Consider the following 22,094-nt stretch of genomic DNA (forward strand, 5'->3'; position numbering starts at 1 on the left):
TCTGGTCTTACAGAAGCGGGATTTTTCTACTTGAGAGGATTTAATTAATCTACTCGAAGTGTATCAGTTGGATTGGCTCTGGCTCCTCGGTAAATGGTAAGGCTGGTAGTAGATACCCCCAACAGAAATATGAAAATCGAGCATATCACCAGGACTGTATATTCTACAGAAATATGATAGGCATAAATCAAATCCAACAGCCAAGCGGTTCCAAAATAGGCTGCAATTGCACCCAATACAGCAGCAATGGACAAAATGATGACAAACTCCTTGTTGATAAGTAGGACGATATTAGCAATCGAGGCACCAAGCGCTTTTCGAATTCCAATCTCCTTGGTTCTTTTGGCAATATTCAAGGAAGCCAAAGCAAAAATACCCGAGGCGGAAAGCATGGCTCCTAGCACAGTAAGGAACAAAAATATTTTTTCCAGATTGTCATTCGTCTGTTTACTTTCTTCCATGACGACATCTTCCTGAAATTTGCTGATATAGGGTTTGGTAGGAAAATTCTCCTTCCATGTCTTCTCTAAAAACTCATTTACTTCCACCAAATCTGAATTCTGAGCCTTGAATACCATCAACTTGTAGGTTTCAGGAATGGCTGGATAGAACACAAATGGTTCGGGGTCTTTGGATCTCCAGATATTGTCTACAAAATCTTCGATCACTCCGACAATCTTTCTACGCACATTGTGGATCTCCACCACCTGACCAATGGGATCTCCCTGCAGGCCAACTTTATCCAGAAACTGACGACTCACTACCGTGCTGAATTCAAAATCATTGGTTTTGTCCACATCAAAAGGTCTGCCCTGAACAAACTCCAATCCAATCGTTTCGAAATAATTGCGACCTACGGCCAAGTGCTGTACCTCATGAATCACATTATTGAACTTCACAGGTGATGGGTAGCTGCTTGCGCCCACCTGATGATCTGTATAAGCGATCGACTCAATTTTAGGGTGACTGTTGGCCTTTGATTCCATTGCTCTGACCTCACTCAGGTTTTGCACCGACACGGTCAACAATTGATCCTTGTCATAGCCAAATTGAATGCCTTCCTGAAATTGCGTATTTCTAATAAAAACCACCCCAGCAATCAAAACAATTACTGAAATGGCAAATTGTATAGTCACGAGACTTCTGGTCAATGCGTTGGTACCTTTGATTCTGACCATACCCTTGAGCAGTTCCACGGTATTTAGTCGGCTGCTGAAAAGTGCCGGATAGATACCAGCCAGCAAGGCAGTCATGAAGACAACCGAAAGTAGCATAATCACAGTATTGATACCATTGAGATCCTCCATACCGTATGGGATGTCCCACATGCTGGTAAACTCTGGTACGATCACTAAGGAGATATTATAGCCTACCAATACTGCAAGCAATATGATAAGAACCGTTTCCATTAAGAATTGAATGACTATCTGGCTCTTCTTAGCCCCTACAGTTTTTCTCAAACCAATCTCTTTCAATCGATAACTCGTCATGGCGATAGAGGTATTGGTCAGGTTAAAACAAGCAATCAATATGATCATCACACCCAAAGTCGTAAATACAATCAAAGGCTCCAGTTCGATAGGTGTATTGATAGAAGACCATACTCGCTGGCTTAAATCTATATTTTGCTTGAATGGAACCAACCTGTATCGCTCTACTTTTTGATCCGTTTTGGCTTCATTGCGTCGTTTGGCATAGCGATCAAAGGAGGCGGCAATTGTCTCTGGATCGGCATTAGGGTCCAACTCATAAAATACACCAGGTACATTCCAATCCGCCCATGGTTTCTCTTCTACCGCCCTCATCTCTGCGAAATGCTCCATTCTGATGAGGAAATCAAATACAATAGAACTGTTGACAGGAACATCTTCTACCACCGCACCGACCATCATTTGTTTTTCCACCTCTCTGGCAAAATTTAGGGTCAGGATTTTACCAATTGGGTTTTCATCTCCAAAATACTTTTCAGCCATCTCACGTGAAATGACGATGCTGTGGAGATCTTTGAAAGAAGATAAATTTCCCTGTACAGAAGGAAAATCAAACATCTCGAAAAGGGTACTGTCTGCAAAGGATACTCGTTCGTTGAAGGCATTGTCCTCAAAGCTGATATTGGTACCCAACATAGAATATCGGGTAAAGCGCTTGATACCGCTAATGTCTTCTGTTGCCATTGGTCCAATTGGCAAAGGCCCATGGACACCGAGTAAGGGGTCTTTTTCGTTGAGCAATAGATCACACTCAAGGCGATAAATGTTCTCCACTTTTTCGTCCCGATGGAATTCATCAAACTCAATATTATAGGCCAGGAGAATATAAGCCGTGATGCAACATGCCATGGCAATACCAAGTCCCAACGTATTGATGATTACATAGCTTTTGTTTTTGAGCAAATTGCGATAGGCGACAAGAAGATAGTTTTTCAGCATTTTAGTCGGTGTTTTGTTTCCCAAGCCATGCCAAAAGTCATTCCCAAAACTTAACTTATTGATATATAGCGTCTTATTGATTTTGGTCAAGCTGGTTTTCGTGCGATTATGTACAGTTGGGTTGCAGTATTGGACACTATCTATAGTTACTGTACAGCTGTTAAATGTGGATACAGGAAACTTTAGTTAATTTTGAGCAGTTGTGATGCACAACTTTGCAGTATGCCAAAAGCAGTAACATTCGATAGAGCCCAGGTGATAGATAACGCCACCCAACTTTTCTGGAAGAAAGGTTTTCATGCGACCTCTATGCAGGACCTGGTAGATGCCACAGGGCTTAACCGATCCAGTCTTTACAATAGCTTTGGAGACAAACACGACCTTTTTGAAATCTGTCTCAAAGAATATCAAATCTGGCAATCCAAAACGCTATCGAAAAGTTTTGATCAGGATATGAGCCCTATGGATTCCATTCGTGATTTTTTCTCTCAGATACTCAAAGGAATCAAAGAAGACGCCGATCACAAGGGCTGCCTGCTTTCGAATTGTGCAACAGAGCTGAGCAATTCAGATCCACACATTCAGGAATTACTCATTGCCAATAAAGAAGCGACTATAGAGGTCTTTGATAAAAAACTGAAAGCGGCAAAAGAAGCGGGCGAATTGAAAAATGATTCGAATAGCCGACAGCTAGCCATGTACCTGTATACCTGCCTGCATGGCTTGCAGGTCACCGCTCTATTGATCTCGGACCAAAAAGAATTGGATGCTTTGGTCGACAACATTTTAAAAAACCTTTAAAATAATTCTCATTATTTGAAACGTTCGTTTCAGTATGTCGTTATTTGGAACAATCATTTCAATAAAAAACCAAACGACATGAAATTAGAAAACAAAGTAGCAGTGATCACAGGTGGAAACAGCGGCATTGGGTTGGCGACAGCCAAGCTTTTTGTCCAAGAAGGCGCCAAAGTAGTAATCACAGGAAGAAGACAGGAAGCACTCGATGAGGCCGTCAAAGAAATTGGGGGCGGTTCCATAGCTGTATTGGCAAACGCCAAAGACATAGACGCCAACAAAGCAGCCATCGAAAAAGCTGTAGCAACCTTCGGGAAAATCGACATACTTTTTCTCAATGCGGGCATTGCTCATTTCATGCCTATGAGTGATATCACGGAGGAGCACTTTAACGAAACATTTGATACCAATGTGAAAGGCCCATTTTTCACAATCAAGCATGCTATCCCTCATTTGAATGAAGGCGCTGTTATCTTGAGTAACACTTCTGTTGTTCATCACAAAGGCTTTGCCGGATCTGGTATTTACTCAGCAACCAAAGCAGCTTTGAGATCAGTAACCCGAGTTCTGGCAAACGAACTGAAAGAAAAGAAAATCAGAACCGTGAGTTTGGCTCCAGGACCTGTAGAAACACCAATCTATGGTAAAATGGATATGACCGAGGATCAATTGAATGGAATGGCTGCAGGTTTTGCAGCTCAGGTACCTTTGGGTCGATTCGGCGCATCTGAAGAACTCGCCAAAGCGGCTTTATTCCTGGTATCAGACGATGCTTCTTTCATCACAGGCGAAGAGTTGATTGTTGACGGAGGAATCGGACAAGTATAAATCTTTTTCTATTCGTAGTAATTTATAAGCCAGCAGCTCTAAGGAGCTGCTGGCTTTTTTGTGCCTTTTCCTCATTCAGTATATTATTCTATAATTGTGGAATGTTTTTAAGAATCGAAACGCTTCCCAAAAAGCTGCTGATCGGTCAATCGATAGAGATGACTTTGATGCAGAACAAAACTGCCCAACTTTGGGGTAGCTTTATGCCGAGAAGAAAAGAAATAAAAAACCCTATTTCTTCAGATCTGTACTCCATGCAAGTGTATGATCCTAATTTGGAATTCAAAGACTTCACCCCCGAGACTCCCTTTACCAAATGGGCAGCTGTAGCAGTTGATTCAATTAATAATGTACCAGATGCAATGTCTAGTTATGAACTGGATGGAGGATTGTATGCGGTATTTTTACACAAGGGTAGTTTCAATGAATTCAGAAGCACTTTCGAATACATTTTTGCTGAATGGATCCCAAATTCGGAATATGAAGTAGATCGTAGAGAGCACTTCGAATTGTTGGGAGAGAAATACAAAAACAATCACCCAGACTCTGAAGAAGAAATCTGGGTGCCCATAAAGCCAAAAGCATAAATGGAGCATACCAATACCTGTCTCAACTGCGAGACAATCGTGACTTCAAGCTACTGTCCTGAATGTGGTCAATCGACCCAAGTAGATCGTATTACCTTTAAAAATTCACTCTCTCAATTTTTCCGTTCTGCTTTATCCTTTCAAGGACCCTTCCTCTTTACCCTTCTTTCGCTGATCAAAAATCCAGGTGAGGTTTTTCAATCCTATTTGGCCGGAAAACGAAAAAGATATTATCAACCCTTCTACTTTTATATTCTCCTTTCCGCATTTTATCTGATCATCCAAAAACTGATAGGTTTTGATCCGCTGCAGGGAGAGGCTGCCAGAATAGAAAATGTAGGGATGCCGGAAGTAGCAGTTAAGATGATGAACGCCGCGAAGTTTATGACTCTTCATATCAACAAAATGCTTCTGATCCCGGTGATAGCCGTAGCATTGATGATGAAGCTCTTTTTTCGCAAAAGATATTTTCTCGCAGAATACGCAGCAGTCGCCCTTTACATTATCGGAATGTACATCTTAGCAGGAATTTTTTACATGCTCCTGATACATTTGACTGAATTCGACAACATGAAACTTCAATTGCTCATTATGTTCTTGTTTACCTTTTATGGTAGCATTTCACTGTTTGGACGAAAATTAAATGTGGTACTAAAATCCATACTTTTGAGTGTTTTGAGTGTCATAATTTACACATGGGGAGGCATGAGTCTTTCCTATCTTATTGTTATACTGAGATAAAATTATTCGTATGGAATATTTTGATGAAGTCAATTTTGAGGGCATCAATTTTCAGAAAGAAGAATGGAAGACTGGAGAGTTCGTTGACTGTACTTTCGAAAATTGCCAACTGAATGATCTGGATCTTTCTGAAGCGAGTTTTAACAACTCGCAATTCATCAACTGCGACCTGAGCATGTCCAAGCTGCATCACACTTCATTCAAGGAAGTAGATTTTAAAGGCTGCAAACTAATGGGCTTGCATTTTGAAGACTGCAATCCATTTCTACTGGCCTTTACTTTTCGAGATTGTGTATTAGACTTTTCCTCCTTCTTTCAATTGAAACTGAAAAAAACTCCTTTTATTAATTGCAAGATGGAGAAAGTGGATTTGACAGAATGTGATCTGACCCAAAGCGACTTCAGTGGTAGCCACCTCATAGATAGCATTTTTGAGCGAACCAACCTTGAGAAAGCAGAGCTCCGAACTGCCCTCAACTTTCAAATTGATCCCAGAAACAACCTGCTTAAAAACGCACGTTTCAGCCCAGAAGGATTAGTTGGTTTAGTATCAGTATTTGGAATTAAGGTGGGGTGAATCAAATTTTCTGCCTTAACGCAGAAATGACATCAAAGTCCATACTTTAACTTTTATTTTCCCTAACGGTTTGTAACTTGCGTGATACGACTAATCACCATTGATCAACACTATTAACCACCTACCATTTAATTAGAATTATTTGGTTAATAAATGATGACCATTGTATTCGTCTAAGCCCAAAAATAACAACATGATAAATAAATGCTTTTTTATCTTATCAATAGCCTACCTATTGCCTTTTATTGCTGAATGCCAAACACTATTGAAGGAAAGCTATCTCGGAGAATCATTTGTTGATGCCTGTAAAAGCATTGAACAAGAATACGAGGTTAATATCTATTTTGACCCTTCTTGGTTTGAAGGCAATTCAATCCAAAAAAGTGGTGAGTCCAAATCCATTGCTAGCTTTATCCTTGAAAACACTGATCAAAAGGTGTATTCTTTATTAGAAATGTATGGATCTTATGTCTTGGTAATGAAAAACCCTGACTACTTCAAAGCAACATCAAATCAAAAAGAAGATCTAATAGTCATAGGCACGGAGGATGCCAAACCCAATGAAATAGTAACCGTAACTGGAACCATCATTGATGGCAGCAATGATGAAGGTCTTTTAGGTGCTAAAGCATATATCAGAACATTAAACATTGGTGCTATCAGTGATTTCAATGGCAATTATAACTTAAAGGTTCCTGTAGGGAAATATTCTATTGAATTCAGTTCTGTTGGTTATGAAGCCAAAAAAGTAGACGCTTATATCAAGTCCTCCGGATCCTTTGATATTAATTTATTTTCAGGATCAGTAGAGTTAGAAGAATTAGTCATAAGAGCCGAACCAGATGGAGCCAATGTAAACCAACGTGTGGCTGGCCTTCAACAGATGTCAGCCAAAACGATCAAACAATTACCCACTTTTATGGGTGAAGTCGATCCAGTGAAAAGCTTAACCACTTTACCCGGCATAACTACAGCAGGAGAGCTTTCCTCTGGCTTCAATGTTCGTGGTGGAGAATCCGGTCAAAACTTGATTCTACAGGATGGGGCCATTATTTACAACCCGACACACTTATTCGGCTTCTATAGTGCCTTTAACTCAGATATGATCGACAAGGTAGACTTATATAAAGGGGGTGGACCAGCAAACTATGGCGGAAGGGTATCTTCAGTTCTTTCAATCAAATTGAGAAATGGTGATGATCAACATTTCAAAGCCAATGGAGGTATTGGGTTAGTTTCGAGCCGACTAACTGTTGAAGGTCCTATTGTGAAAGACAAGGTCTCTTTCTTAATAGGAGGTAGAACTTCATACACCAATTGGCTTATGCATTCACTCAATAATATTGAGTTAAACAACAGTTCGGCTCAATTTTATGACTTTAATGGAAAACTGCTCTATCGTATGAGCACTAAGGACTTTATAACAGCTTCATTCTATAGAAGTCATGATGATTTCAACCTCAACAATGAAGCAGTCTATGATTGGAACACACAAAATTTCAGTTTCGATTGGAATCACATTTACGGAGACAACTTAATTTCAACCTTGAATTTTGCAAGTAGTGATTATTGGGTGAAAACCACCAATCAGGAAAACCCTCTAGATACCTATAGTTTCGACAATGGTATCAATACCCTCTCGGGTAAATTAGAATTTCAATATAAAATGTTTTATAAGAATACCGTCACTGCGGGCATTGAATACAACAATAATGGCATAAGTCCAGGCACCCTTGAACCAGGCGCATTATCCTCGCTCGAATATGCCAAGATTCCAGATCAAAGTTCACAACAGATCGATTATTTCATTCATGACGATTGGGACTTGAGTCAAAGAATGGCCGTGTCTGCCGGCCTAAGATATTCAACCTTCTATCGTTTTGGTCCAGACAAAATTTATTCTTTTGAAGAAAACAGCTCCGGAAAACCAGTGGTTTCCTCTAGCCAAGATTATAAATCCGGGGAATTAATTGATAATTTTTCAGCTCTTGAACCAAGGATATCGCTAAGGTATCTTTTGGATGCCAATACCTCCATCAAAGCCAGTTACTACCGTTCATTCCAGTATCTTCATTTAGTTTCCAATACTGTTTCGGCAACTCCTCAGGATTATTATTTAGCTAGTGGACCGAACCTAAAACCTCAATTTGCAGATCAGTTCGCATTAGGAGCTTTCAAAAACCTATATGATAGTCAATATGAAATTTCAGTAGAAGGATATTATAAGGACATGCGCAATGTCATAGACTTTATAGAAGGAGCAGAAATAATAGGTAATGATCAAATTGAGGGAAGTTTGGTTCAGGGTATTGGAAAATCTTATGGGGTAGAATTCCAATTCAAAAAGAACAAAGGCAGGTTGAATGGCTGGATCTCTTATACTTATTCCCGTAGTTTGAAAAAGTTTGATGGAAGTTCAGAAATCGAAACTATCAACAATGGAAAGTACTACAGTTCTAATTTTGACAAACCACATGACCTTACCCTGGTAGCTAATTACAAACTAGCCCCAAGGTTAATTCTTTCTGCGAACTTTAGCTATAGCACAGGAAGACCTATCACTGTTCCGATATCTAAATATAGCTATGACAAAACCTTGGCTGTTTTAATTTATTCTGAAAGGAATGCCTATCGGGTACCGGACTATCATCGACTTGATATATCGCTTACACTCAAAGAAAATTTTAAGAAAAACAAAATATTGAGTGGAGAATGGGTTTTCTCTGTATTCAACATTTACGGTAGAGAAAATGCTTATTCCATTTATTTCAACGATTCAGGTCAGGCGCGCAAACTCTCTATTCTTGGTTCCGCATTTCCATCTCTTACTTACAATTTTAGAATTTCAAAATAATGAGATTGACACTGGTCATCATTGTTATTTCGCTATCCTCCTGTGTTAGCACTTACAACTTTGAAATTGACGAACCAAGTCGATTCTTAGTAGTAGATGGATTTGTTTCTAATATCTCCTTTGATGACATCAATGCTAGAATGGAAACGGACCTGCCATTGGATGCCAGGTATTTTGATCTGGAATTAAAGTATTCTAGTGTGGTCTCAAATACCCGAGACGAATTGATATCTGGTGCGCAAATATTGCTTGTTAATGACAACAATGAATCATGGGACTATGTTGAATCAGAACCAGGAAAATACTTATTGGCATTCGAGAATTTTAAAGTAGAACCAGGCCTCGAATACCATATTGAAATTACTCTACCGAATGGTGAGCAATATAAATCAACGCCATCAGGCCTTCCAGAAGGTCGCAAAAGTGAAATTGAATATTACGAATCTACGAAATTGGTCTATGAAATAGAACTTGGAGAAGAGGTCATTAAGGAATTGAAAGGAGTCCAATTGAGAGCAAATATTCCAGAGAAGCAGGGGGAACTCAACGAATACATTAAATGGGACTTTAATACAACTTTTGTAGTCATTGCAAGAAACCTACCTACTAACACGGACCCAAACTATGAATGCTGGGCGACTGACATTTATTATTACGACGACTTCTTCGTTGGAGAGGCTTCTGAAGTCAACTCTACATTGGATTTACAATTTGTGGATACCGATCATCATCAGATTTATGACGGCTTCTCTATATTAATTAGACAACAAATTCTAAACGAGGGATATTATGACTTTTGGTCTGGAATAGAAAAACAAAAAAAACAATCAGATCTATTTGCACCACCTCCCTACAATTTACCTACCAATATATCAGGTGTTAACAATAATAACCCGGCATTTGGCTATTTCGGAGTGGTGAAGGAATATTTCCATAGATGGACATTTTCAAACGACATGGTATCCTACCCAATCATTTTTTATGATGTATGCAATATCCCTGATTTAGACCCTGCTCCATTTTGCTTCAACTGTATGGCCTACGACATTTCTACTGGTCTAACTATCACGAATGAAAAACCTCTTTGGTGGAATGAAAAATAAATTTACAATCATTTTAATTGCCTTATTCTGGGCTTCATGCATTAGCACCTATGAATTTGAGGTCAATGAAGTTGAAAAAGCATTAGTTGTAGAGGGTTTTATATCAGATCAATCCTACTCTGATTTAAACATGGAGCCTACGGACCCCCGATATTTCGATATAAAACTTAGCTGGACAGGACAAGTGAAAAACTCATTGAATGAAAAAGTCAGAGGAGCAGAAGTAATTATCCATTCTGATCAAAATCAAAGTTGGGATTATTCTGAAACAGATGCTGGAGTATATCAACTTTTCTACGAGGATTTTAAAGCGGAACAAGATCAACAATACCAACTTGAAATAATTCTGCCGGAAGGAGATGTATTTTACAGTGAGTGGGTCGGTCTTCCTTCTTCCTCTCTAACTGGCACATTGAAATACGAGGAAATAGAAAAAGATATTTATAGCATCGAGTTAGGAGAAGAAATAATAATCAAAGCCAAGGGATTACAATTGAAAGTGGATATGCCAGAAAACATTACTCCATCTTCTACTGAATACTACAAATGGGATTTTGATATTACTTATGGATTTGTCGCCAGATTGAATCCAACGCAAACTGATCCAAACTATCGATGCTGGATAACCGAAGAGTTGTTTTATCCAGGTTTTGAAGTAGCTGAATTCGATCAGCCTGGTACAAGTCATGAAATGGTGTTTGTCAACACTGCAGTAGATAAAATACACGAGGGTTTATCAGTACTTGTTCGTCAACATGCTATGGCCGAAAGTTATTTTTCCTACTGGAACGACATCAAAAGACAAGAAGAACAAGAAGGTCTGTTTGCTCCTCCTCCTTATAATCTAAAAACCAACATGAGTTCAAATAACCCTAACGTTCCAGTCTATGGTTATTTTGGAGCAGTAAGCGAATCCTACTATCGTTGGATTTTCAATCCTAAAATGGTTTCATATAACATCATATATCCTGAGTCATTAAGAAGCTCATGTAATATTCCTTTACCTCCTCCATCATGCTATGACTGTCGACAAGCAGAATTAGTAGTTAGATCTAGAATAACCAACCAAAAACCTTGGTGGTGGAACAATTAACCAAAGATTTACTTTCCCAAATGAAAAAATATAAACTCATTCTTACCGCAATTCTACTTGCTCATTGTGTTTTTATTCAAGCCCAAGACCTTTCTGTCTTGACCAATAAGAATACCTATATAACAAAAGAGCAGGTGTTATTTGATATTGTTAAGATCGGTAACTCTAGTGAGTCGGAAGGGTTTTTGACTACTATCGATTTGGTAGCTCCTAATGGTAGTATTATCGAAACACAGTCCCTAATAAAAACCTCAAAAGACCAACTGTTCTTTTATTTGACTGATTCATTAAAAACAGGGATATATAGGCTCATTGCTCATTCACCTGGTAGTCATCAAGTAGAAAAACGGATTCATGTTTTCGGTGATAAAACTACCAACATTGAGGATAGGCAACCTATCAAATTGGAATATTTTCTGGATGCTTCTGAATTTGTTAATGGAGTAGAATCAAAAATCAGCTTCAGGAGTTTGGACGAACTGGGATCGGGCATATCCACTACCTTATCAATTGTCGATGATCAAGATTCTGTGATTCAGTTTTTGCAAACAGATGCAAACGGAATCGTTTCTACCACAATCACACCCAATTCCAATTTTTATAGGGTGAATTATGAAGGACGATCAATAGTTCTTCCCATTTCAAATCGGGATGTTTTCCAGAGTTCCCTTCAAATAATAACTGATAGTCTACACTATAAAATAGAAAACACTCAAAAGGTCGTTTCGATCGAATGGAATGGTACTAACATGTTGTCGGATAAGCTTTCATCTGAGAATTCTTCAATATTAATGGGACAACTAAAATTAGAACCCGGTATTAACTCCATCATAATTTCGGACTCTTCTGGCTATTTTTTAAAAAGAATCATTGCCCATAAAGCTGAGCTAAGTTCCGACAGCATTTGGAAATCAAAAAAACAAATTGCTTCCGTCTATCTGGAAGAGGATAAGGATTATTATCAATTCGATGCTTTTGAGTATTACTTTCTTGATCAATACGGTTTGGACATACAACTTGTAACTAATAGAGATTTTGAATCCTATTTAAGGGTCTTTAAAGACCAGCTCACCTCAATTGAAAATCAAGAAAGAATAAAACTAATAAATGAGGGAGGGTTGATATCTCTAAAGGATGAAAAGTCATTCGGAAGAGTCTCTATGCTCACAGTACCACATCTGGAGCCTATTGAAATGCTTAGGTCAGATATTACCGGCCTTCATCAATTTGAAAAATGGATGCCAGAAGAAGAAACCAGAGTTTTCCCATACCTCTTGGCCGGTAACTTGATTCCATTAAGAGAGGTTCCCGTTTATGAAAGAGCCAATTACAAATATTCTCCTCTTAAACAAATTTTGAGTGTAGATGAAAAGACTCAAGAATATCTCTCCTCTTTAAAGGATCTTCAATCCATCAACAAATCATATAGAGAGGACGAGGAGGAGTTGCTAATTCCTGAGGCAGATTTCACTTATTCTATGGAAGATTTTCAAATACCTGAAACCATGGAAGACCTGATCAATAATATTGTGAAATACTTATCTGTACAGTATGAAAATAATGAACCTCAGTTTTCACTTTATCGGTACATGACCATATACAAGTTTGACGCTCCTCCTATCATTTTTATCAATGACGAGCCTACTTATGATTGCAAATATGTGTTGAACATGGATCCAAAAGGTGTCGAGAGAGTAGAACTTCGTAATTCGATTCATTCAACCGCTACCTTAGGAAACTTGGGTCTAAAAGGGGCAGTTTCCATATATCTTAAAGATGGAATTGAAAACCCTCTGGAAAAGCAAAATGCCGATTTGCCTGTTCTCAGAAAAAGAGTTGACCCGACTCAAAAAATGTCTAAAAACCCTCATTCACCTGATTTTAGGAAGCAATTGTTCTGGGGATGTATATCTGATATTGAAGAAATTGATATGAACAAGATCAAATCAGATTTGAAGGGCGAATATCAAATAGACCTGATAGAATGCAAGACTAAGATTCCAACAACAACCTCTAAAACTTACCAGGTACACTAAAGATCACCTCGCCCAATTCATGCACCGCTTCACGGCATTGTGCCAGCCTTCATAGAGTTTGGCTCTAGTGAAGTCATCCATTTTCGGTTTGAACACTTTGTCAATGGATCGTTTTTTGAAAATCGAATCTTTGTTCCAAATCCCTGCGGTGATACCAGCAAGATAAGCCGCACCCAAAGCTGTAGTTTCTATCACTGTAGGTCTTTCAACCTGTATGTTCATGATGTTGGCCTGAAACTGCATGAGGTAGTTGTTCACGCAAGCTCCTCCGTCAACTTTCAGGTCCGTCAATTGCAGACCAGAATCGGCAGCCATGGCTTGAAGCACATCTCTCGTCTGATAAGCCATCGAATCAAGAGTAGCCTTTACGATGTCCGACTGATTAGAGTCTCGTGTCAATCCAAAAATTCCTCCGCGGGCATACATATCCCAAAATGGTGCACCTAATCCAGCAAAAGCCGGAACAACATATACGCCTGATTCTGGATTGGCATTCTTTGCTATGGCCTCAGATTCATCAGCTGTTCGGATCATTTCTAATCCATCTCTTAACCATTGTACAGCTGCACCCGCTACAAATACACTGCCCTCTAATGCGTAATCTATCTTACCATTAAAGCCCAAGGCAATTGTGGTCAATAATCCATTTTTAGAATGCTGGATAGTCTCACCTGTATTCATCAGAATGAAACATCCGGTACCGTAAGTGTTTTTGGCCTGACCTGGTTCTACACAGCCCTGTCCAAACATACTCGCCTGCTGGTCTCCAGCCACACCTGTTATTTGTATCTCGGCTCCCTGAAGCTTGGCTGTGCCAAAGTAATAACCAGAATGAGTTACTTCAGGCAACATTTCTCTCGGGATTCTGAATTTTTCTAGTAACTCATCATCCCATTTCAATTCTGCGATATTGAATAGCAACGTTCGAGAGGCATTGGTGAAGTCCGTCAGATGAGACTCACCCTCTGTTAGATTCCAAAGCAGCCAGGTATCGATGGTACCAAACAAAAGTTCACCATTTTCTGCTTTACGTCTGGCGCCCGAAACATTATCCAGGATCCATTGGACTTTGGTAGCTGAAAAATAAGGGTCTAGAAGTAGTCCTGTAGTCTCTTTGATATAGGCTTCAATTCCTTCTTCCTCGTCTTTGAGGTCGTTGCACATCAGAGTAGTACGAGTATCCTGCCAGGATATGCAGTTGTAGATGGGTTTGCCACTGCGCTTTTCCCATACTACCACAGATTCTCTTTGGTTGGTTATACCAATAGTAGCCACTTGGCTAATACTTACTTTGGTCTTTTTCAATACCTCGTAAAGTACCTCCAGTTGGTCTTTATATATTGTTTTAGGATCATACTCTACCCATCCAGGCTTAGGGTAGGTTTGCTTCAATTCTTTTTGAGCAACTCCGACCATTTTGGCCTTTTGATCGAAAAGTACCGCTCGAGAACTACTCGTTCCCTGGTCCAATGCCAGTACATACTGCTTCATGATGCCAAATATCAGTCAAATTGCTTATATATCTAATAGATCAATTTATGATTTTTTACATAGAAAAGCCAACTCTGTAATACATCTGAAATATTAGGAAATTAAAGTGCTGATAATCAACCAATAATAGGATAGTCTGGACAATATAAAAAAGCCCCAATAGCGGGAGCTATCAGGGCAAACTCAAAACATAACCAATCAACTAATCTATTGGTCCCGGCTGGACCATAAACTATGAAACTTTTAATCTAAAACTCGATTAGTTATTGGCAAGCCCTGTGCCAAACTGACAAATGGAATGTTAAAATAGGTGAAATGCCTAGTTATTGTCCATTGCCAAAATGGACGTGCATTGGTACTGCATGGCTATTCTTTATTTCGGCCATAACAAATGTGCTATGTGCGCTACCCACGTTGCTTACAGATCCCAAAGTATTAAAAACAAAATCCTGGTAGTGCTTCATATCTTTCACCATTACCTTCAATAGAAAGTCATGGTCGCCAGATATATTGTAGCACTCTGTTACTTCATCTATCGTCATGATCTCCTCTACGAAGCGATGTCCAATGGACTGACTGTGTTCCTTGAGCGTGATATTGCAAAAAACAATGAGTCCAGAACCTAGTTTTTCTGCATCCAGCACCGCGACATACTTTTTGACATAGCCATGTTTCTCCAATCTTTTGACTCGCTCAAACACAGGAGTAGGCGAAAGGTTGACTTTAGCGGCCAGCTCCTTTGTAGTCAGGCTCGAGTCTTTCTGAAGCATCGCCAGCAATCGATGGTCCACTGCATCCAATTTTGGCACAGAATATTTTTCTTTTCCTTCCTTCATTTTATTCAATGAATAAATTAATTATCTGTTATTTACGATTATATAGGTTTGTTTTTCGAATATATGGAATAATCAAAGATGTATTATCTATACATATAGCTTTGTGAAGAAAATAAAGCTAATTAAAATGAAATCAAACCTGCTAGGCTACCCTCGTATTGGTAGCAAAAGAGAACTAAAGAAAGCCGAAGAAAAATATTGGAGTGCAGAATCCAATGAAGTCCAACTACATGAAACAGCCAGAACAATTCGAAAGCAAAATTGGCTTGAACAACTAAACATTGGGATTGACTTAATACCATCCAATGATTTTTCATACTACGACCAGGTACTCGACATGGTAGTGACTTTGGGATGCATTCCCGAGAGATACCAATCAGCTCAGCAAAATCTATCACCATTAGATCTCTATTTTGCCATGGCTAGAGGTATTCAAAAGGATGGATATGACATCACGGCTATGGAAATGACCAAATGGTTCGATACCAACTATCATTACATAGTACCAGAATTTGTACAGAATCAAAAATTCTCTTTAAATCCAGATAAAATCATTTCTGAATACAAAGAAGCACTGGAACTGGGCATAAAAACTAAACCTGTGATAATAGGGCCAGTGACCTTCTTGTTATTAGGAAAGGAAAAAGAATCAGGCTTTCATAGAATAGAATTACTTGAAGAATTACTGCCGGTTTATCATCAGTTGCTATCTCTATTGGAGCAAAATGATGTTGAATATGTACAAATCGACGAACCTTGTTTTGCATTAGATTTAGGTGAAAAGGAAAAGAGTGCCATCCAACATTGCTACAATTATTTCTCCGAAAAATTTCCGTCAATCAACATCATTCTTACCAGCTACTTTGACAGCTTTGGAGAAAATCTATCGCTGGCTCTGGAGCTTCCCGTACATGCTCTCCATTTGGATTTGGTTAGAGGTCAATCAGATTTGGAAAAGGCTTTGTCTACCCAATTCACTAATAGCAACCTGATTTTGTCTCTAGGTGTAGTTGATGGCCGAAACATCTGGAAAAATGACTTTGAAAAATCTCTTTCGTTGATCCAAAAAGCCATCAAGGCAATAGGTGCTGATCGAGTTTGGGTGGCTTCTTCCTGTTCATTGCTGCATAGTCCCTGTGATCTGAATCTAGAAACGGATTTGTCCAAGGAATTGAAGAGCTGGCTGGCATTTGCCAAACAAAAACTGGAAGAGATCGTCACCTTAAAAGCCCTGGCCGAAAATGTGAAAGCCCAAGATATCCTCTCCAAACTTGTGGATAACAAAAAGGCTAATGCTTCACGTCGTACATCTGGTTTGATTCACAACCCGTTGGTTCAAAGAAGAGTGAAAGCACTAAGTGCCGATGATTCTCAGAGACTCGCTTCATTTACTGAAAGACAAAAACAACAAAGGGAGGTGCTAAACCTGCCACTATTCCCTACCACTACAATTGGATCCTTTCCTCAGACCAAAGAAGTCCGCAGCTGGAGAGCCCAATTCAAAAAAGGCGACCTGGATCAGGATAGCTATGACCGACTACTGGCCAAAGAAACAGAAAGCTCGATTAGATTTCAGGAAGAAGCTGGTTTGGATGTTTTGGTTCATGGCGAATTCGAAAGAAATGACATGGTCGAATATTTTGGCGAACAGCTAGAAGGATTTGCTTTCACTCGATATGGTTGGGTACAAAGCTACGGTAGCCGATGTGTCAAGCCTCCTATCATATATGGTGATGTCTCTCGACCAGAAGCCATGACTGTAAAATGGTCCCAATTCGCCCAATCCTTAACTAACAAACCCGTGAAAGGAATGCTAACCGGGCCAGTCACCATTTTGCAATGGTCCTTCGTCCGAAACGACCAACCTAGATCTGCAACCTGTCAGCAGATAGCACTTGCTATCAGAGACGAAGTGGTGGATCTAGAAAAGGCAGGTCTTAAAGTCATTCAAATCGATGAACCTGCCATTCGTGAGGGGCTACCCTTAAAGCGAAACGAATGGAAAGCTTACCTTAATTGGGCCATAGAATCTTTTAGAATTTCAGCCAGCGGGGTAAGGAATGAAACGCAGATTCACACCCATATGTGCTACTCGGAGTTCAATGACATCATAGAAAGCATCGCCGAAATGGATGCAGACGTCATAACCATAGAGACTTCTCGATCAGAAATGGAACTACTGGATGCTTTTGTCCAGTTCAAGTACCCCAACGAGATTGGGCCAGGGGTATATGATATTCACTCCCCAAGGGTACCTTCTGTAGAGGAAATAGAAAAACTACTCGTTCGTGCCAGTGAACTTTTGCCAATTGAACACATCTGGGTTAATCCAGACTGCGGTTTGAAAACAAGACAGTGGCCAGAAACAAAACAAGCCCTTATTCATCTGGTGGATGCTGCCAAACAAATGAGGGAAAGGATTAGCGTAGAAGTATAAGTTTTGATTAAGGTCGTTTGAGGTAAATTCAAACGGCCTTTTTTACGCTGTTTTCAATTAATAAAAACAGCTAGATGCTCTCCGTGTACACTTCCACAGGACTATGTAAGGTGCGATGTACTGGGCAGCGGTTGGCAATTTCTATCAGGCGCTTCTTTTGCTCTTCGCTAAGGTTTCCTTTCAATTCTATCTTACGCGTGATTTGATCAATTCTGGATTTTTCATCACAGTTTTCACAATTCTTCGGATAGTCCTTTTCATGGTTCAGGTGGACTTTTACTTCTTCCAACTCCCATTTTTTTCGGTCGGCATACATCCTGAGCGTCATCACCGTGCATGCACCCAAAGATGACAATAGCAGCTCATAGGGATCTGGACCGTAATCATTTCCTCCTACATCTTCAGGCTCATCCGCACGTAGGCGATGCTTGTCTGCCAGGATATCACAGGTATAGCCATCCGCACCTATTTGCACCACCACTCTTTCATTGGTTTTTAACTCACTTTGCTTCTTGGGTGGTAAGTATCGCTTGGCCCATGAGGCGATCAACTCACCTACATAGTCGGAATCTGCTTTATCGCTCAGCAAATGATCCGCTCCATCCAGCGAAACAAAACTCTTCGGATGCATGGCAGACTCATACATTTTCTGGGCATTTTGGATATCTACAATCTGATCTTGAGGAGAGTGCATGATCAGCAAAGACTTCTTTAGCGACTTTAGATCATCTGACAGATCATGAGACGTCACATCCTGCAAAAACTGCTCTTTGATCACAAAAGGTCTTCCTCCAATATTGACCTGAGCACAACCTTTCTCTTTCACCTCCTCCTCTTTTTCCTCAAATAGATGAATGACATGATCTGGTGAAGCGGGTGCTGCCACAGTTGCTACCGCCAGAATGTCCTTCAAACGAGATGCGGCCATCACGACTGCAGCCCCACCCAGCGAATGACCAATCAACAGCTTGGGCGATTCATGGTTTTCTGCCAACCAATTGGCTGCAGATAGGATGTCCTCCACATTGCTGCTAAAATTGGAATCAGCAAAATCCCCTTCACTGCTCCCTAAGCCTGTAAAATCAAAACTGAGAATAGCAATCCCATTGTGACGCAGGGACTCGGCAATGTTGCGGACAGCATTCAGATTTTTGTTGCAGGTAAAACAATGGGCAAATATGCCGTAGGCGATGGGTTTTTGATCAATGGGAAGCAAAAGCTCCGCCGCTAAATCAAAGCCTTTTTCGTTTTGAATGGTAATTCGTTTTTGCGTCATGGTTGTTTTCTTTCTTCCATTAACGAAAGAAAATTGCAATGCGTTCGGTTAAAGGCTATTGATCGATACAATAGACGATCTCCAAAAACAGCTTGTCAGCCACCTCTTTATCCTTGTCAGATTTTAACTCCTTTAGAATTCCTCCGCATTGGATCACCTTGTTGGGCAACTTACCCTTTCCTTTGGCGTGAGCCACGATGAAAGTTTGGTCTGATTCCTCATCTCTCAATTCATAGACATCATAGTTGTCGATAATGGGAATCATCGTAAAAGTAGTCACCGACCCAGCCATAATCGGAATCATTATAAAGCCCATAAAATCAGTTTTATTTAAGCTCCATTTAGGAATACCCGTGATTACTACACTTTGACCCGTATATCCATACTCCACAGCTTCGTGCACATTGTATCGATCCAATGGTTGTTCAGCCATCTTCTTTTGCAATTTGGTAGGCATCATGTCATAGATTCTTTGCTTTTCTTGAGAAGAAAAATTGAGCATAGACATCTCAAGGAAAATCTTCATCTTTTGCTGATCTGAGAAAACTCCGGCAGCCTTGGCCAACTCTGCGGCAGTGATCTCTCCATCATTGGCATCCGTCATGAAATTATAAAAGCGACCCCCATTATCCAGGGTCTCAATGGCCGAATGAAAATCAGAAAAAGTTTGAATGAATTGCATAGGAATATAGGTAGTAACTAATCTTTAGTTCTCAAAATATCGAAAAGCATCGATAATGTCCAGATAGAAGCCACCAAATCTGGCATCCCGTACCCAAACAGAATAATGCATTTGAACCATCAAGCTTCTGCCAACTTTTTCAGGCTTTCGTTCATGGCCTTGAATCCATCTAGCGTTTCTCCTTCCAGCTTTTTCCTGAGCATACCCACCAGCAAACCACTAAAATATTCGCCATGAAACAACTCTACTCCACCGTCCCTTTCTTCGAGAATGAAGTAATGCTCTCCATCAAATAGACCTTTGAAAAGCAATTTGCCTTTCCATCGAAACTCACTGTTCTCCTTTAAGGCAAGGACTTCTGGTTTAAAATTCATGCCCGGGAGTGACACGCTGATAGTATTTCCTACCTCCGGATTTCCCTTTATTTCTTTGACCAGGGGGTTCCAATCGGGGTATTTTTCAAAATCCATCAAGATCGACCATACCTTCTCGGCAGGCGCATTAATCAGGATATCGGAGCTGATACTCAGTTTCATAGGTGAGATTAGTTTGATTCAAAAGACAAGAAAAATAAAATATTGACTAAAACATACAGCTAACGAGAATAATTGGCTTTTAGCATAAGTCACATCATTACCTAAATATTAAGAATGATGAATGGCATGTTATCACTTCTCAGAATTGATTAATTTGAGCCAAACATATTTTACTACTATGCCAATGAGCCGAACTGAAACCATCCATGCACTGGAAAACAATTATTTTGATTTGATCATCATCGGAGGGGGAATTACTGGAGCTGGTATCGCTCTGGACGCGGTGTTGAGAGGATTGAAGGTTGGACTGGTGGAACAAAGCGATTTTGCTTCGGGCACAAGTAGCAAATCCACTAAGCTGATACACGGTGGACTCCGGTATCTCAAGCAGTTCGAATTTGGGCTGGTTCGGGAGGTTGGAAAGGAAAGAGCCATTCTCCACAAATTGGCTACCCATCTCGTTCGCCCGGAAAAAATGCTGCTACCACTGACCAAGGATGGAAACTATGGAAAAATCATTGCCTCCGTAGGATTGATGGTCTACGATGTGCTGGCAGATGTAGAAAAAGCAGATCAGCGACGCATGCTGACTCCTGAAGAAACTTTGGATTTGGAGCCCTTGCTCACCGCGGACAAAATAGAGGGAGGCGGTATCTATTCCGAATATCAAACCGACGATTTTCGTCTGGTCATCGAACTACTCAAGGCTGCCGAAAAAGAAGGCGCCACAATCCTGAACTATGCCAGCTGCACCGGCTTCCTGAAAAAAGGGGGTAAAATCGCCGGCCTTACGGTCATGGATGAAATCGAATCGAAAGAATTTTCGATCTACTCAGACTATGTAATCAATGCAGCTGGGCCCTGGTCCGATCTGGTACGCAAATTTCAGGAAGAAGTATCTGGTAAAAAACTCCATCTGACGAAAGGGGTTCATTTGGTTGTCCCCTTTGAGAAGATGCCCATCAAACAATCTATCTACTTTGATGTGCCGGATGGTCGCATGATGTTTGCCATCCCTCGAAACAACGTGACCTATATCGGAACTACCGATACGACCTACAAGCAAAACCTGAAAGACATCAAAACCAACCTGGACGATGTTCATTACCTGATAGATGCAGTCAATCATTATTTCCCAAACTTGACCTTGAAGCCTGAAGACGTGGTTTCCTCCTGGGTAGGTGTAAGACCCCTGATCGAAGAGGAAGGAAAATCAGCATCGGAAATCTCTCGAAAGGATGAAATTTTCATCTCCGATCAAGGCTTGATCACCATCGCTGGAGGCAAACTGACTGGCTATCGCAAGATGGCCAAGCGAGCCATGGAAACCCTGCTCGAAATCCGAGCGGACAAAACAGGAAAGAGCATTCCCAAGTGCAAAACCAAAAAATACAAACTACCTGGCAACAGTTTCAAATCACAAAAGGAAGTAGAAACTTACAAAGAAGAGCTAAGCCAAAAATATCCTGATATCGCTGTGCGGGAAATTGCCTACATGGTAGATCTCTATGGCAATCAAAGCGAAGAAATTCTAAAGGCCACTACCTCGGGCACTAGTCTGATGGAAAGCGAAATCAGCTTTTGCATCGAAAAGGAATGGGTGCAGCATCTTTCCGATTTTTACATTCAACGAAACGGGCGATTGTTCTTTGATATCGAAGGGGTTCGCAGCAGTCTGGAAGCGGTCGCCTCCACCATGCAACAAAAGCTGGGCTGGACCGATAGCCAAAGACAGCAGGAAGTTGTAGATTTGAATGAGAAAATAAAAGACGCGACTATATTTACTTGAC

At 40.3% G+C, this 22,094-nt stretch carries 17 protein-coding genes; 11 read left to right on the forward strand and 6 right to left on the reverse strand.

The window, feature by feature from the left end; all coding sequences use genetic code 11:
- Nucleotides 1-44 precede the first annotated feature (44 nt).
- Nucleotides 45-2,429: an ABC transporter permease gene (locus N7U62_RS16515; RefSeq protein WP_264139139.1), complete on the reverse strand. Its 2,385-nt coding sequence runs from the start codon at nucleotides 2,427-2,429 to the stop codon at nucleotides 45-47.
- 222 nt (nucleotides 2,430-2,651) lie between these two features.
- Between N7U62_RS16515 and N7U62_RS16520 the strand changes: the two genes are divergently transcribed.
- The 9 genes from N7U62_RS16520 to N7U62_RS16560 all read left to right on the forward strand — a co-directional run bounded on the left by N7U62_RS16520 (nucleotide 2,652) and on the right by N7U62_RS16560 (nucleotide 13,046).
- Nucleotides 2,652-3,230, forward strand: coding sequence for a TetR/AcrR family transcriptional regulator (locus N7U62_RS16520; RefSeq protein ID WP_264139140.1), 579 nt, complete (start codon nucleotides 2,652-2,654; stop codon nucleotides 3,228-3,230).
- Nucleotides 3,231-3,308: 78 nt separating this feature from the next.
- A complete protein-coding gene (locus N7U62_RS16525) occupies nucleotides 3,309-4,055 on the forward strand; it encodes a glucose 1-dehydrogenase (RefSeq protein ID WP_264139141.1) in 747 nt (248 codons plus the stop codon).
- A 101-nt stretch (nucleotides 4,056-4,156) separates the two neighbouring features.
- On the forward strand, nucleotides 4,157-4,642 hold the full coding sequence (locus tag N7U62_RS16530) for a GyrI-like domain-containing protein (protein ID WP_264139143.1): 486 nt from the start codon (nucleotides 4,157-4,159) through the stop codon (nucleotides 4,640-4,642).
- Complete coding sequence (locus N7U62_RS16535; protein WP_264139144.1) at nucleotides 4,643-5,383, forward strand: DUF3667 domain-containing protein; 741 nt, start codon at nucleotides 4,643-4,645, stop codon at nucleotides 5,381-5,383.
- Between the two features lie 10 nt (nucleotides 5,384-5,393).
- Nucleotides 5,394-5,960 (forward strand): pentapeptide repeat-containing protein, encoded by a 567-nt coding sequence (locus N7U62_RS16540; RefSeq protein ID WP_264139145.1) that lies wholly within the window; start codon nucleotides 5,394-5,396, stop codon nucleotides 5,958-5,960.
- Between the two features lie 193 nt (nucleotides 5,961-6,153).
- Nucleotides 6,154-8,814: a TonB-dependent receptor gene (locus N7U62_RS16545; RefSeq protein WP_264139147.1), complete on the forward strand. Its 2,661-nt coding sequence runs from the start codon at nucleotides 6,154-6,156 to the stop codon at nucleotides 8,812-8,814.
- Nucleotides 8,814-9,917, forward strand: a complete 1,104-nt coding sequence (locus N7U62_RS16550; RefSeq protein ID WP_264139149.1) for a DUF4249 family protein — start codon at nucleotides 8,814-8,816, stop codon at nucleotides 9,915-9,917. The genes N7U62_RS16545 and N7U62_RS16550 overlap by 1 nt, the downstream gene beginning before the upstream one ends.
- Nucleotides 9,907-11,010, forward strand: a complete 1,104-nt coding sequence (locus N7U62_RS16555; protein WP_264139150.1) for a DUF4249 domain-containing protein — start codon at nucleotides 9,907-9,909, stop codon at nucleotides 11,008-11,010. The genes N7U62_RS16550 and N7U62_RS16555 overlap by 11 nt, the downstream gene beginning before the upstream one ends.
- Before the next feature lie 20 nt (nucleotides 11,011-11,030).
- Nucleotides 11,031-13,046, forward strand: a complete 2,016-nt coding sequence (locus N7U62_RS16560; RefSeq protein ID WP_264139151.1) for a hypothetical protein — start codon at nucleotides 11,031-11,033, stop codon at nucleotides 13,044-13,046.
- A 3-nt stretch (nucleotides 13,047-13,049) separates the two neighbouring features.
- Here N7U62_RS16560 and glpK read toward each other — a convergent pair whose 3' ends face one another.
- Entirely contained in the window at nucleotides 13,050-14,537 is a 1,488-nt protein-coding gene (gene glpK, locus N7U62_RS16565) for a glycerol kinase GlpK (RefSeq protein ID WP_264139152.1), read from the reverse strand.
- A gap of 323 nt (nucleotides 14,538-14,860) precedes the next feature.
- Nucleotides 14,861-15,373, reverse strand: coding sequence for an Lrp/AsnC family transcriptional regulator (locus N7U62_RS16570; protein WP_318840701.1), 513 nt, complete (start codon nucleotides 15,371-15,373; stop codon nucleotides 14,861-14,863).
- Nucleotides 15,374-15,500: 127 nt separating this feature from the next.
- Here N7U62_RS16570 and metE point away from each other — a divergent pair, with 127 nt between their 5' ends.
- Nucleotides 15,501-17,810, forward strand: coding sequence for a 5-methyltetrahydropteroyltriglutamate--homocysteine S-methyltransferase (gene metE / locus N7U62_RS16575; RefSeq protein WP_264139153.1), 2,310 nt, complete (start codon nucleotides 15,501-15,503; stop codon nucleotides 17,808-17,810).
- A gap of 70 nt (nucleotides 17,811-17,880) precedes the next feature.
- On the opposite strand, the gene N7U62_RS16580 is transcribed toward metE, so the two are convergent.
- From N7U62_RS16580 to N7U62_RS16590, 3 genes are all read right to left on the reverse strand, one after another.
- Nucleotides 17,881-19,086 carry a bifunctional alpha/beta hydrolase/OsmC family protein gene (locus N7U62_RS16580; RefSeq protein WP_264139155.1) on the reverse strand — a complete coding sequence of 402 codons (1,206 nt, stop codon included), beginning with the start codon at nucleotides 19,084-19,086 and terminating at the stop codon, nucleotides 17,881-17,883.
- A 55-nt stretch (nucleotides 19,087-19,141) separates the two neighbouring features.
- On the reverse strand, nucleotides 19,142-19,768 hold the full coding sequence (locus N7U62_RS16585; RefSeq protein ID WP_264139156.1) for a hypothetical protein: 627 nt from the start codon (nucleotides 19,766-19,768) through the stop codon (nucleotides 19,142-19,144).
- Between the two features lie 119 nt (nucleotides 19,769-19,887).
- Nucleotides 19,888-20,304: an SRPBCC domain-containing protein gene (locus tag N7U62_RS16590; RefSeq protein ID WP_264139157.1), complete on the reverse strand. Its 417-nt coding sequence runs from the start codon at nucleotides 20,302-20,304 to the stop codon at nucleotides 19,888-19,890.
- A gap of 184 nt (nucleotides 20,305-20,488) precedes the next feature.
- Here N7U62_RS16590 and N7U62_RS16595 point away from each other — a divergent pair, with 184 nt between their 5' ends.
- Nucleotides 20,489-22,093: a glycerol-3-phosphate dehydrogenase/oxidase gene (locus N7U62_RS16595; protein ID WP_264139159.1), complete on the forward strand. Its 1,605-nt coding sequence runs from the start codon at nucleotides 20,489-20,491 to the stop codon at nucleotides 22,091-22,093.
- The last annotated feature ends 1 nt before the right edge of the window (nucleotide 22,094 follow it).

Origin of the sequence: Reichenbachiella ulvae (assembly GCF_025833875.1) — a bacterium.
Taxonomy (GTDB): domain Bacteria; phylum Bacteroidota; class Bacteroidia; order Cytophagales; family Cyclobacteriaceae; genus Reichenbachiella; species Reichenbachiella ulvae.